Origin of the sequence: Dapis purpurea BLCC-M126 (assembly GCF_050015975.1) — a bacterium.
GTDB lineage: Bacteria > Cyanobacteriota > Cyanobacteriia > Cyanobacteriales > Microcoleaceae > Trichodesmium.
Genome location: NZ_JBNHER010000055.1, coordinates 25,047 through 39,183 on the forward strand (window position 1 = coordinate 25,047; position 14,137 = coordinate 39,183).

Sequence of the window (14,137 nt, forward strand, 5' to 3'; positions counted from 1 at the left end):
CCTTCTTAATATTTATACCCAAAAACTTACATCTACTGTTTTATTTTTCAATTCACTTGGATCTTCTCCATGCTGAAGTTTATGAATAATAGAATCTACAAAAACATGAATAATGTCTGAGGGAGTATGAACAAAATTAGTTCCATATTTTTTGATAACTTCTTGCTGAAGATTCAAAATTTTCACATCTTGACTAATAATATGTTGAGCAGTCCAGTAGATAAAAGGACGAGCAATTTTATTCCAAATTCCATAGTTATAAGTAACGTCGGTATAAACTAAAGTTGTGTCTTGAGTTTCCGGAATAGATTGACTGGTAATAAATAACTTTCTATTTTTCCCTAAGTTGTACTCAACACTGGTAATATTAGGCATATAAAAACTGTCTGTATGTTTAATCTCTAAACCACTAGGATTGAGAAATTTTGCATACCAACCTAAATTATTCGTTTCTTGAAGATATTCTACAAATACCGCTCCATTTTTCCGTTGTACAGTCATTTTGAGTTTTTGTTTCCGAGGGGTGCGAAATATCCCTGGATGTACTGTCACGGTATGAGGAATATTGATAAAATTTTCGACGCAATTGGTAATATTATTGTGAAAACGATTAATGACTCTGACTGTTTCCCAACCAGCTTGACAGTAATGAGGCATCCTAAAAGGATTAAACTTATTATCCTCTGAAAGTTTAACGTAGATATAGTCGTCTTCTTCTCTTGTTTGATAAGGTTTGACTCGACAGTTTAATGGTTTAAAATTATCTCCTTCTGCGGGTATAGATACAACTTCTCCATTGCGATCGTATACCCAAGCATGATAAGGACATTGTATTTGACCTGTATTCACTTTACCATGAGATAAAGGACTATTTCTGTGCAAACAGCGATCGCGCAAGACAACCGGTTTTCCTTCTTGGTCACGAAATATTACTAACCATTCTCCTAATATGGTTCGACTCAAGATTTTACCAGGCTTAAGTTGTTTACTGAGTGCAACGATATACCAAAAATTATCAAGTTTCATATTTTTTTATTTTTATGTTGTTAGTTAATTTGATTTGACAAGCTAGTCTGACTTGTTTTTTGCCAGGAGCGAAGATTTCTAGTATTTCTAATTCTTCTGCATTTGGTGGTGGAATATCCCCTTCTACTTCGATTAAACAAGTTCCACAAATTCCCGTTCGACATCCAAATAATACTGGAGAGTTTTGAACAGTTAGATGTTCAGAAAGTTGAGAGTTTTTTTCTAATTTTAAAGTCGGATATTCTGTGTCGAAAAAGCTAACATTGCAAGTATTTTGATTCATTTATCTACTTAATTTTTTGAATAATATTTGAATTCAATATAGTTCAGTTAAGGATTTTTTGAAGAAGGAATAGAAAAAATAGATGATTCTATAGACAGTTAAGGATTTTTTTGGTAGTTATTTAATCTCAAGAGCTACTATAAAAGTTGCATACTATAGGAGTTTTGGTTTTATCTGTTTGCGCAGCATTCCGTAGGAAACTGTATTCTATTCTAACTAGCTATCAACTTTTATAATTCAGTCTGATTACTGACTGCTTCTTTCAGGTTTGATTTTGCTCCATAGAGAAATTTTTAGTTGATTGACATATTCCATATATTTAGTCAACGATGCATCTATATCAAGTAATAAATTTGGATTAAAACGAATATTATCGTAAACTTTTCCATCTTCATCTCGCAACATATAATAGGCAAGCTTAGTAGAAAAAATTAAGAATCTAGCGACTAAATTTCCCCAGATACCCGGTCGTTTTTCAGTAATATAAATAGGTTGAACGCGAGTTTTTCCATTTGCCAGAGGAATATAAGCATAAATCATATATAACTGAGGCAGTAATTTAACATTTTTCATAATTGTTAAAAGTCCGATGCAGCCATCAGCATATCTCATTGTATATTCGTAGCGATCGCCTAAAATTTTTCGTCCTATTTTTTCTCTAAAAGTCTGATTCGTAAATTGACCACTGAGGGTAAAATCAATAATATTTCCTGTGGAATTTTGCTGCAATTTTAAATCCATTTCAATATTTATTTTATGGACTGTTCGTAGATGTTGTGCGTCAATACCGTTCATCATACAAATATGATGGTGACAACTTCGTGTAAAGGCTCTATCTGCTATAGATAAGATATTTTTACCTTTTAAGTTATCAAATTCTACTACTCCTTCCGGGGCTTTGAGGTCTGGATAAACCCAAATAAATCCATATTTTTCATCAGTAGCATAAGCTTGTAACTTAGCTCGTTTAGGAATAGTATTTTGACAAGGAATATCTTGACATTTTCCACTGCCATCAAACGCCCAATGATGAAAGAAACAGCGAATATAATTCCCATCTACTTTTCCTATTCCTAGATCGGTTCCTAAATGAGGACAATAAGCATCCATTGCATTGACTTTGCCATCTTGACCGCGAAATAAAACAATTTTTTGTCCACAAAGCTCTATAGATTTTGCTTGACCTAAAAGTATTTCTTGACTGGAACAAGCAATATACCAACCTTTAGCAACAACATCAAAATTATTAAATATTTTCATGGTTTTTTTTCCAATGAGCAAAGGATTTTTTCTGAATAGCTAAATACTTAGATATAGAGTTAGAACTCATTAAAGACATTTCTCGATTACTCGGCCATATATAATCAAGAGATTCAATATAAACTTTGTAAGATTCGATAGCTTCTTGATGGGTTTTATGACTTCTATATAATCCTTCAGACTCTTCTGTAAAACACGCTTGCATCATTTCTTTTGCTTCGCGATCGCTCATGCTAAAAATCGGACTTGTAAGGACTTGATAGATTGCTGAATAAAGTGCCGGATCGTACCAAAAAATCCCGTTAATGGCGACTGAAAAATTGTAATGGTCTTGTTGACAACCTTTTATACCTAAATTAGCCACTATTTTTTCAAAATTCGTGGGTTTAGGCAAACATTTAATTACATCTTGAGAAATAATTATTGAACTATTAAAGTGAAAACTCTCATCTAGGAAATGATAGTAAGAAATTTTAGTCGGAATGGGTACTTTATTTTTATCTGAATAATTTTGAGAATAACGGCTAAGTTGATGCTGAACAATTTTACCATTTAATGTTCTCAATCCACGAACCGTAAAATACTGACAAGCTAAAAAAGTATTGCCAGAAGAAAGTAAACCAAAACAATGCAGTTGTACTTTCTTCCACCAACTTTTCAACAGATTAGTATCTGCAAAAATAATTGTTTCAGAAAAAGGCGAACGCATCGGATAAGAAAAAATTCGCCGTCCGAATAAACTAGCTTCTACTCGTTCACAAACTGTTTTGAAAGCATTAATATGTGCCCTTTCTTGATTCGACTCCAAATCTAAAGTATCGCAAACTAAGCGAAAATCTTCTTGAGCATAAAGTCCAGCAGCGCTAGTTTGATTAAAGAAAATAGTCGCAATTTCAGCCGAAATAATCTGAGAATAATAAGCTACCCAATAAAGATGATTTAAAATAACTCTTTGACTGCGAGTAGATTGCAGCCATAAAGGAGTTCCATAAAGTAAGGAAAACTCTTCGGGATTCCAATACTCATCTTGACAATCTTGATAACAGAAATTATTGGCAAGAGTATCCAAGAATTCTGTACCATCCTGCTTACAGTTTCGCCTATAATTAACTTCTAATTTTTTATAGGTTTGGCGATCGCTTAATAAACTATTTTCCTTAACTTCTCCAAACAGATTATTCACGACAAAATCCTCAATATTTTTGATAAAAGGGAGAATTAAATAATTAATAATTAATAATTACCTTTTTTTCTCTTTTTATAAAGTCGAGTAGGGTGTGTTTCGCTGCGCGACATGAAAAGCGGTAGCGTAACGCACCGAAACCCTATATCTATTGTCAGTGAGTAAGTCCTGAGAAACTAAAAAACACATAAATGTGCAGGATATCCCCTAAATATTCCTCTCTCTTCCAACTCGGAAACAAATACACTCCCTTGTTTACTAATTAAAGAGCGAAGTATACTCAAACGAGTATTGCTATGAGTTTCAGTATCTAATTCTTCCAACAACTTGATTTTTTGCGATCGCGATAAATCTCCCAAAACCATCTCAACTGCATTCACAACTCTTTGAGGCCCGACTCGAATCATCTCTAAAAATGATGTTAAAATTTCTAAAATTGCCCTTTGACTACTCAAATTGAGAGATTGTTGCTGAAATAAAGTTACCCCAGTAGCATGATGCCGAGACTCATCCTCTAAAAAACTGTGAAATACAACACTTAAGTCGGGATAGCAACACTCTTTTGCTAAACTCCGATAGTGACTCAACCCCCATCCTTCTAAAACCACCTGAAGTACGAATAAAATTACACTTTTATCCTCACTTTCGACGACGTCTGCCAACAACTGTAAAAAAGGAGCGTTTGTATCTATAGGAATGTTTTCAAGAAAGGGTATAATCTTAGCAAGATGAGAAGTTTCATCAGCAGAAAATAGAGAATAAAGCATTCTTTCTTCTGTTGTCTCCGATAACAACACCATTTTAGCCATATAACCTATTCCAGCTTTTTCGATAAAATAGGCTTCTTCTAATATCCCTTGACTGGTGAGTCTGAGAATCTCTTTTTGTTGGGAAATAGTAGCATTCTTAAAAAGAGTTGCATTTTCTAAATTAAAGTGATTTGCATCCCAGTAAGCTGTGTGACAATAAGGTGAATTGCTTGCTTGATTTAAGCGACAGTCTAATATGCGTTTAAGTTGATTGGATTTTGTGTGAGAGAGATCGAAACCTGCTATATTTTTTTTAATCATTAGCTTCTGTTTCTCCAAATAATTTCCTGAAGTTACCGAATAATTAATAATTAATAATTAATAATTAATAATTAATAATTCAAGACCTTGGTTTAAAGCCTCCCATTTTAAGGGGATAATATCAAAAATTTTTCTTTATTTAAGTTAATGTCCTTCTTTTAAGGATGGGTAATTATTAATTGTTAATTACTTAATGTAATGTCATTTCAGTTATCAATTATCAGTACCTTGATCTTAGAGGGTATCTATAAATAAAAAATTAAGCCTTGATGTAGTGGACTGACACAACTAAAATGGTGCGTTACGACGGATTGCTAAATTCCTTTCATAGTCTAAATTGAAGCCGTCTAACACACCCTACAATTTTGCACTAAATTGGCTATATCTTAAGCACTAGGATTTAAATACTGAAGTTAATTTTTTTCCATGTTTTAAGTCTATAAAATCTTACTTTTATAGCGCTACGCGCTAGGGAACAGATAACAGTAGACTGTCAAAGATTTCAGGATTGAAAAATGTCCTAACCTTAATGCGTAGTGCTATAACTTTTAACTTTTAACTTTTGACTTTTGACTTTTAACTTCCGTGCTTTAAGCCTATAAAATCTTACTTTTGACTTTTGACTTTTAACTTTTGATTTTAGTGAAACGCTCCCAACTTCCCCAGGTGAAAGCTTGTTGTGCTTCAGTATGTTTTATGTAGTCAATGATAGATTTATCCGCAGATGTAGGAGTTTGTAAATTAAATTTAATAGTTTGGAAAACTCGTGTATCCCCTTTAGCGAAATAATTTCCTACTAACCCAGTCAACCAAAGTACAATCCGATTAAATATCCACCCCAATAACCCGAAACGTTTTTTAGTAATTAAGATTGTTTTTCCTGCTGTTTTTCCACCTTCAATCACTCGCGAAGCAAACATAATATAGAAATGAAGAAAATCTGGACCAATTGTTACAATACCTGTACTCCCATACCAGTAACAAATTTTATAAGTAACTTCATTCCGATAAAAAGGGCGAATGAGTTTAACAAAAAAAGAATTGTCACCTCCTCTAGTCTTGTTGTTAAAAGCGATTGCATTTTGATTGATCTGCTCTGTTTCAAAGTCTATTTCTACAGGTAAATTGTGAACTGTATTAAAATGATGAGCATCAATTGCATTGATTGTTAATACATTAGGATGGCAATTTTGAGTAAAGCTACTAGAAACAATTACCTCGCATTCTTCTGTTTGTAGTTCGGGAACAAAGGGGAGAGTTTTTGGCGTGCCTTTCCCAGTCCAAACCCAAATTATACCGTATTTTTCGGCTGTAGGATAGACCTGCAAATTCACAGATAAAGACTTATTTAAACAAGGAAATTCTATACATTTCCCCTGATTATTAAACTTCCAATTGTGAAAAAAGCAGCGTATTCCATCTCCTTCTACTTTTCCTTCAGCCAAATGTGCTCCCATGTGAGGACAGTAAGCTTCAACTGCGATTACTTGTTTTTCAAAATTGCGGAAAATTGCTAATTCTTTGCCCAGTAAATTAACAGCTTTAACTTTACCAACTCTTAATTCTTTTGCAGGAATTGCCCAATACCAACCCTCAATAAAACAATCGGAATTGTTGAAAATTTTTAATGTCTCTTTCATCTGCTTAAAGAACTTAAAAAATTTGAGTTTTTACTTTGAAATTTCCACATTCTCTTTCCAGCTTTAGTTAAATTCTCTGGAGATATTTCAGTTAAGCAAACCAATTCATCTCCATTAATATAACCTGAATTTTTAGAACCAAAAAATCGAATATGAGGATCGTTTAATCTTTCAGAAGGTATTCCTTTTAAACCTTCTGTCAGTTGATGGGGATGAGGAAAGCGAACTATTCCAGTTCTTGAGTTATAATTTTTTCCAAATTTTTGAGTTGCTAAAAAATCAATTAATTTTTGAAATTCTTGTGGGGTTGAGCAATCAAATCTGGGATAAAAACTTTGCCAAAAAACAGGTAAAAATCGATAAGTTCTATATCCAGCACAAATGAGTAACCAATACAATTTTCCTAAAGCAAATTCTTGACTTAATAAATCAATTGCCTCTATCCAAGCCTTTGAAAGTACCGAACTAGACCAAGCTAAAGGGTCTACAATTGTATCTCCTGAATAAACAACGGATATAGTTTCTCCTTGAAATTCTGTATTATAAATTAGTAAAGTTGAAAAACCTAGAAGTTTTTCAGATTTGTTATCTTTCAGGAGAATAATCCAATTTTTTTCTGATAAATCATCCTCAAATACATCTCTTTTGACTCCATTAAAAAAAGTTGAAAGCAGACAATACATTTCATCTTTTTGCTGAAACGAGAGTTCTTTTTTATTAATGAGTTGTGATTTCATGGGTTTACAAGAGAATCAAGATTATTTACTGATTTACTTTGATTCTAAGTGTATAAATTTATAGAGATTATAGTAAAGTGACAGTTTGTATAAATGCACAAGCGATCGCTCTCATTTATACTGTTGTTAAGAACCTGAGCGTGATTTAAGATTAACAAAATAACTTTTTAGAGTAGACACTTCAAAAACTGTACTATTCTAATAATATATTGGTTAGCAGATAGGTAATATTATGTGCCCCCTTCAGGGGAGCTACGAATTGCGGTTAAATAGTTATTATAATTAAAGTTCGTAGTAGGGCTTCAGCCCGAACTGTAGATAAGGCTGAAGCCCTACTACAAACCATATACTTTATTATAAGTGATTCTAGAGAAGGAAAACAAGTGCTTTGAAGGTAATAAGGTCGCTCCAGGTTCAACCTTGGATTAAGCAGCATTCATGGACAACTGCCAAAACGTTGCCGGGCAGTTTTGGAAATTCAACCCTGCTCAATGAAATACCTTTTTACCCTTAGATTATCCTGTCAGTAACTTTAATCTTTTGGAATGTGAGGAGTAAGTTTCAGTTATCAGTTTATTTCCAGTGTTTAAGAAACCGGGTTTCTGGGAGGTAGATGTTTATGGTGGAGCATTTAATATAAACCCGGTTTCTATGCTTTTTACAAGGACTTACGCAGTACAACGTATTTTTGTCATTGCGACCGACAGGGAAGCAATCTCAAATCCTAGTTTTTCCTACTTCATGCGTAAGTCTTGACACTCATATTGTTTAAGAAACCGGGTTTCTGGGAGGTAGATGTTTATGGTGGAGCATTTAATATAAACCCGGTTTCTATGCTTTTTATACCAATACTACCGAACATGATATTATCCCTACAACTTACTATTATTGCGGATAGGATAGAGTAATAATTAATTTATTTGCTTAAGCACCCCACCAGAGGTGATGAATGGTGAAATTTTGCTTCTATTGCTCTATCCGCAATAATTAATTCATTTTATGAAGCACCAAGCCAGAGGTGATGGATAGTGAAATTTTGCTTCTATTGGTCTATCCGCAATAGTTAATTCATTTTATGAAGCACCAAGCCAGAGGATGGGAGAGGGGTAACTAGGAAGTCGCCCCATTTTAATACCCCAAGGAAACTTTTATCCACGAATGGCGCGGATTAGTTTTGCTGCCGAGTGGGCGATCGCGCCTATAATACCATCTTTGATACAAACTACACCCCGCGCTAATGCTCAATCTCTTGGTACTAATGCCGAAGTTCTTGGCCATTGGCGAGGTTCACAGAAGATTAATATTCATTTGAGTCCTGATTTAAGCTCGCAGGTGATTGACTCGGTAACCGTGGGTGATTATGTGATTATTCTCAATGAAGGCGATCCCGTTTCCGGCCCATATCCACTGCGTCAGGTGGATACACGAGGCCAAAATTGGTATGCGATCGTCAAAACCCGAGAAGGTAAACCAGAGGGCATAATTCCTGCTAAAGACAGAGGGTGGATATCGGAGGACTTTTTGCAGTTGAGGTGTCCTCCCTAAGTCAATAAGGGGTTTGGAAACCCAACCTCTAGGAAATTGCTATTTTTCATTCTCGATTAATTGTCTTCTATTTTTATGAAAACTATTCTAAATTACAATGAAATATCAAGAAAGGGTTTGGAGATCAAACCCCTACAAAGCTGCCATTTATCGACAGATACCGAAAACTCACTCAAAGATTACTTTTTAATTTTAACCCTTAACTTTTCACTCCCACAAGTCGATATTGCACTTCCAAATAAACCAACAAAGCATTAATATCTGCTGGATTTACTCCCCCTATTCTCGACGCTTGCCCAATAGTTAAAGGCTGAACCTTTGACAATTTTTCCCGCGCCTCCATCGACAATGTATCAATAGCAAAATAATCTAAATTAGCAGGCAACTTCCGATTTTCTTGCCGACTTATTTGGTCGATTTGATTTTGTTGTCTTTGCAAATAACCGGAATATTTAATATCAATTTCTGCTCCTTCTTTTTCAACTAATTTCAAGTCTAAATTCCCCAAATTATACTTTTCTAAATCCACATAATGGAAACCAGGTCGGCGCAACAAATCTGCTAAAGTAATCGAACCTTTAATTTTTGTCTGAGTATCGGCAACAATATTAATAGCTACCTCTTCTAATTCTTTAATTCGAGTTGACTTTAACCGAGATTTTTCAGCATTAATATTAGTTTGCTTCCTCTCAAATAACTCCCACCGACGGTCATCAATTAAACCAATTTCTCGACCTAAAGGTGTTAGTCTTTGGTCGGCATTATCAGACCGTAAAATCAAACGATATTCCGAACGACTCGTCAACATTCGATAGGGTTCTCGCAAATCTTTTGTACATAGATCGTCAATCAAAGTACCAATATAACTTTGTTCTCTGGGGAAAATAATCATCTCTTGATTCCTAACAAATTTAACCGCATTTATTCCCGCCACAAAACCTTGAGCTGCTGCCTCCTCATATCCAGTGGTACCATTAATTTGACCGGCGCAAAATAACCCCTCAATTTTCTTAGTCATCAACGTCGGATAACATTGAGTCGCAGGCAAAAAATCATATTCCACCGCATAAGCAGGTCGCAACATCACACAATTTTCCAAACCAGGCAAACTGCGTAACATTTGTAATTGCAATTTCTCTGGCAAACCAGTAGAAAACCCCTGAATATAAAGTTCAGGAATATCGCGACCTTCCGGTTCAATAAATATTTGATGACTACTTTTATCAGCAAACCGGACAATTTTATCCTCAATACTCGGACAATAGCGCGGACCTTTCGCATCCACCCACCCACCATAAACAGGAGACAAATGCAAATTATCGCGAATTAATTTGTGAGTTTCTGGAGTAGTGCGCGTGAGATAACAACACATCTGTTCCCTTTCCACCCAAACTTCCGGATCGAAACTAAACCAACGCACTTTTTCATCCCCTGGTTGCTCTTCCAGATCGGTGTAGTCAACAGAACGTTTATCAACTCTGGCAGGGGTACCCGTTTTCAGACGTCCGGTTTCAAAACCAAGTTTATTGAGGGTTTCAGTCAAACCAATAGCAGGAAATTCTCCGGCACGTCCTGCTGGCATCGACTTATTGCCTACCCAAATAACTCCACCGAGGAAAGTTCCGGTGGTGAGGATGACAGCTTTACATTTGAAAGCGACACCGAAGTAGGTTTCTACTCCAATAATTTCATCGTTATCTCCCAAAATTAAATCTGTCACCATACTTTCCCGAACTCGGAGGTTTTCTTGGTTTTCCACAATATTACGCATAACGGCGGCGTATTCCCGTTTGTCAGTCTGAGCGCGTAACGCCCAAACAGCAGGTCCGCGAGAAGAATTGAGAATGCGTTTTTGCAGGTAGGTGCGGTCTGCCATTTTACCTATTTCCCCACCCAAAGCATCCACCTCGTGGGTAAGTTGAGATTTTGCGGGTCCCCCAACAGCAGGGTTGCATGGTTGCCAGGCAATTTTATCGAGGTTGAGAGTGAGTAGGAGGGTGTGGCAACCAAGGCGTGCGGAAGCAAGAGCGGCTTCGCAACCGGAGTGTCCGGCACCTACTACGATGATGTCGTATTCTTCTTGGAAATCGAAAGTTTTGGTCATTTTAGTTATCAGTTATTAGTTATCAGTACGGACTTCTGAAGTCGGAAGCTTGAAAACCGGAATTTTCTTTTTTATCCCCTCGAAAGGGTAAGACCTAATTTTTTGGTCATGGTAAATGTCTGAGTTATAGCTAAGAAAGAATTGGTTGAGACATAGACTAATGATAAATCTTAGACAGCGGAAATGTTTTTCCAACTGTTCCCTGTTCCCTGTTCCCTATTCCCTCCTATAGAAAGACATATAACTGATTGTAGCGATTAATATTGAATATTTTGATTTTTGCAGACTATAGTCTGAAGACCGAAATTTTCATACCAAAAAATTAAGGCGATCGCTGTATTGATTAAGAATCAACAACAGAAGTGAATTTAAAACAAAAATTAACAGCTAATGATATATGATTTATTTGATATTATCGAAATTCCCGAATATGTTAACAAGCAAGAGTTACTGATAACTAATATACCTCTCTGGAAAAGAGGGAAGGGAGTAGGGATTAGGGGGAAATAATTGATTATTTCTGTAGGATAATTGATTTTGTTTTTTATTATCGGAGATGTCTAATAACTGATAAGAAAGTGGTAGGTATTAGGTATGAAAAAAATTAATCTTTCACTGACCGTCTTGCTTATAACAGGTGACGAACTACCTAGTACCTAACACATAATACCAAACCTCCCTGAGAACTAGATTGCCTCCATATTACTTTCCCCAGTCCGAATTCGGACAATTTTATCTACTGGGGAAATAAAAATCTTACCATCGCCAATCTCTCCTGTACGGGAAGCACTAATAATCTTATCAACAACCATATCCACCTGGTCATCCTCAACTACGATTTCAATCTTTAGCTTCTGCAAAAACTCAACCGTATATTCAGAACCCCGATATCTTTCAGTTTGCCCCTTCTGACGCCCAAACCCTCTGACTTCAGAAACAGTCATACCCACGATACCAGCATTAACGAGAGCAATTTTCACCTCGTCTAATTTAAAAGGCCGAATAATAGCTTCTACTTTTTTCAAGTTATTCACTCCTTACACTATAAGTTTTAAGTCTACTTGTTTATCAGGATGCCATCCTTTAATATCACTGCCAAGTGGGCCTTGTTTGTCAATAAATATACATTTATCCAGAAGGCTTTTTAATAGGCTCTCAAAATACTCAAAATACCAAAAAAATCATATCCAGAATCTTAAACTTTTCTAGAATTTATCTCAAAAAGACCTTTTATTACGTCACATTTTCAGATATAATTGTAGATTTAATTATAAATAATAGTATCTAGAGAGGAACTACCAGTGCAGTTACAAAGTAAAGTAACCCTCAAACGAGCCACCGGCGCCTTTGCACTAATGGATAGTCTTAAACGTCATGGAGTCAAACACATATTTGGCTACCCAGGCGGTGCAATTTTGCCAATTTACGACGAACTCTACCGGGTAGAAGCAGCCGGGGACTTAGAACACATCCTAGTCAGACACGAACAAGGAGCTGCCCATGCTGCTGATGGATATGCCCGTGCTACTGGTAAAGTAGGTGTATGCTTTGCCACATCAGGCCCTGGAGCAACAAACCTAGTAACAGGTATTGCTACTGCTCAGATGGACTCAATTCCCATGGTCATAGTTACAGGGCAAGTAGGCCGACCAATGATTGGTACTGATGCCTTCCAAGAAACAGACATTTATGGTATCACCCTACCCATAGTCAAACATTCCTATGTTGTCCGAGACCCTAGGGATATGGCCAGAATTGTTGCAGAAGCATTCCATATTGCCAGTACAGGTCGTCCAGGTCCAGTTTTGATTGACGTACCCAAAGACGTAGGATTAGAAGAATTTGACTACGAACCAGTTGAACCTGCTTCTATCAGGCTATCTGGATATCGTCCTACTATTAAAGGTAACCCTCGCCAGATTAACCAAGCAGTTAATTTAATGCGAGAAGCACGTCGTCCTCTATTATATATAGGCGGTGGTGCAATTTCTGCTGATGCTCATGCAGAAATTCAAGAATTAGCAGAACATTTTAATGTTCCTGCTACTACTACTTTGATGGGTAAAGGTGCTTTTAATGAACATCATCCCCTGTCAGTAGGAATGTTAGGAATGCACGGCACTGCTTATGCTAATTTTGCTGTGAGTGAGTGTGACTTGTTAATTGCTGTTGGTTCCCGTTTTGATGACCGAGTAACAGGAAAGTTAGATGAATTTGCTTGTCACGCGAAAGTAATTCATATTGATATCGATCCGGCAGAAGTAGGTAAAAACAGAACTCCTGATGTTCCGATCGTAGGAGATGTGCGTCAAGTTTTAATCGATATGCTACGTCGTTGTCGCGAGACTGGTGAGCCAATTAATTCTAATCAAACACAAGCTTGGTTAGAACGTATTAATCGTTGGAAACAAGATTATCCGTTAGTTGCCCCCGAACATCCAGATAGTATGTCACCCCAAGAGGTAATTAACGAAGTTGGTAAAATGGCTCCAGATGCTTACTATACTACTGATGTTGGTCAGCATCAAATGTGGGCAGCTCAATTTCTGAAAAATGGTCCTCGGCAATGGATTTCTAGTGCAGGTTTAGGCACGATGGGTTATGGAATGCCTGCTGCTATGGGGGCGAAGGTGGCGCTGCCAAACCGACAGGTGATTTGTATTGCTGGTGATGCTAGTATTCAGATGAATATTCAGGAGTTGGGTACTCTGGCGCATTATGGTATTAATGTTAAAACTGTGATTATTAATAATGGTTGGCAGGGTATGGTGCGTCAGTGGCAACAAGCATTTTTTGGCGAGCGTTATTCTTCTTCTAATATGGAAGTAGGAATGCCAGATTTTGTCAAGTTGGCTGAAGCTTATGGGGTGAAGGGGATGATGATTTCTAGCCGGGATGAACTCAAAGAAGCGATCGCTCAAATGTTAGCTCACGACGGACCTGTTTTAATGGATGCTCGTGTGACTAAAGATGAAAATTGTTATCCAATGGTTGCTCCTGGTAAGAGTAATGCTCAAATGGTGGGGTTGCCTATTCGGAAACAGCTTGAGCAAGCGGTGGAGTTAATTACTTGTAGTAACTGTGGATACGAAAATGTTGCTACTAATAATTTCTGCCCTGAATGTGGTAATAAATTGTAATTGATTGAAATAATCTCTCGCTATATATAACAAATGTTTAGCGGGAGATTTTCAGGAGAACTGATTCTATATTAACTTTTCTTTACATCAGGAGTCATATAGAACCCATTTGGTATCTTTTCCGTCCAAGGTTATACTAAGTAGCGATC

At 36.5% G+C, this 14,137-nt stretch carries 11 protein-coding genes; 2 read left to right on the top strand and 9 right to left on the bottom strand.

What is annotated here, in order from left to right:
* Positions 1 to 12: 12 nt before the first annotated feature.
* From ACP6PL_RS05280 to ACP6PL_RS05310, 7 genes are all read right to left on the bottom strand, one after another.
* Positions 13 to 1,026, bottom strand: coding sequence for an aromatic ring-hydroxylating dioxygenase subunit alpha (locus ACP6PL_RS05280; protein WP_426543289.1), 1,014 nt, complete (start codon positions 1,024 to 1,026; stop codon positions 13 to 15).
* Entirely contained in the window at positions 1,016 to 1,309 is a 294-nt protein-coding gene (locus ACP6PL_RS05285) for a 2Fe-2S iron-sulfur cluster binding domain-containing protein (protein WP_426543291.1), read from the bottom strand. Before ACP6PL_RS05285 ends, ACP6PL_RS05280 begins: the two co-directional genes overlap by 11 nt.
* A gap of 246 nt (positions 1,310 to 1,555) precedes the next feature.
* Entirely contained in the window at positions 1,556 to 2,569 is a 1,014-nt protein-coding gene (locus ACP6PL_RS05290; protein WP_426543293.1) for a Rieske 2Fe-2S domain-containing protein, read from the bottom strand.
* Positions 2,556 to 3,752 (bottom strand): P-aminobenzoate N-oxygenase AurF, encoded by a 1,197-nt coding sequence (locus ACP6PL_RS05295; protein ID WP_426543295.1) that lies wholly within the window; start codon positions 3,750 to 3,752, stop codon positions 2,556 to 2,558. Before ACP6PL_RS05295 ends, ACP6PL_RS05290 begins: the two co-directional genes overlap by 14 nt.
* A 176-nt stretch (positions 3,753 to 3,928) precedes the next feature.
* Positions 3,929 to 4,822, bottom strand: a complete 894-nt coding sequence (locus tag ACP6PL_RS05300; RefSeq protein ID WP_426543297.1) for a ferritin-like domain-containing protein — start codon at positions 4,820 to 4,822, stop codon at positions 3,929 to 3,931.
* A 626-nt stretch (positions 4,823 to 5,448) separates the two neighbouring features.
* Entirely contained in the window at positions 5,449 to 6,462 is a 1,014-nt protein-coding gene (locus ACP6PL_RS05305) for an aromatic ring-hydroxylating dioxygenase subunit alpha (protein WP_426543299.1), read from the bottom strand.
* Complete coding sequence (locus tag ACP6PL_RS05310) at positions 6,459 to 7,199, bottom strand: hypothetical protein (RefSeq protein ID WP_426543301.1); 741 nt, start codon at positions 7,197 to 7,199, stop codon at positions 6,459 to 6,461. Before ACP6PL_RS05310 ends, ACP6PL_RS05305 begins: the two co-directional genes overlap by 4 nt.
* Before the next feature lie 1,158 nt (positions 7,200 to 8,357).
* On the opposite strand from ACP6PL_RS05310, the gene ACP6PL_RS05315 reads away from it, so the two are divergent.
* Complete coding sequence (locus ACP6PL_RS05315) at positions 8,358 to 8,744, top strand: SH3 domain-containing protein (protein WP_426543303.1); 387 nt, start codon at positions 8,358 to 8,360, stop codon at positions 8,742 to 8,744.
* Between the two features lie 199 nt (positions 8,745 to 8,943).
* Here the strand turns inward: ACP6PL_RS05315 and mnmG are convergent, their stop codons facing one another.
* Positions 8,944 to 10,848 (bottom strand): tRNA uridine-5-carboxymethylaminomethyl(34) synthesis enzyme MnmG, encoded by a 1,905-nt coding sequence (gene mnmG, locus ACP6PL_RS05320; RefSeq protein ID WP_426543305.1) that lies wholly within the window; start codon positions 10,846 to 10,848, stop codon positions 8,944 to 8,946.
* Positions 10,849 to 11,534: 686 nt separating this feature from the next.
* A complete protein-coding gene (locus ACP6PL_RS05325; RefSeq protein ID WP_426543307.1) occupies positions 11,535 to 11,873 on the bottom strand; it encodes a P-II family nitrogen regulator in 339 nt (112 codons plus the stop codon).
* Positions 11,874 to 12,149: 276 nt separating this feature from the next.
* On the opposite strand from ACP6PL_RS05325, the gene ilvB reads away from it, so the two are divergent.
* Positions 12,150 to 13,988 (top strand): biosynthetic-type acetolactate synthase large subunit, encoded by a 1,839-nt coding sequence (ilvB, locus tag ACP6PL_RS05330; protein WP_426543309.1) that lies wholly within the window; start codon positions 12,150 to 12,152, stop codon positions 13,986 to 13,988.
* Positions 13,989 to 14,137 lie beyond the last annotated feature (149 nt).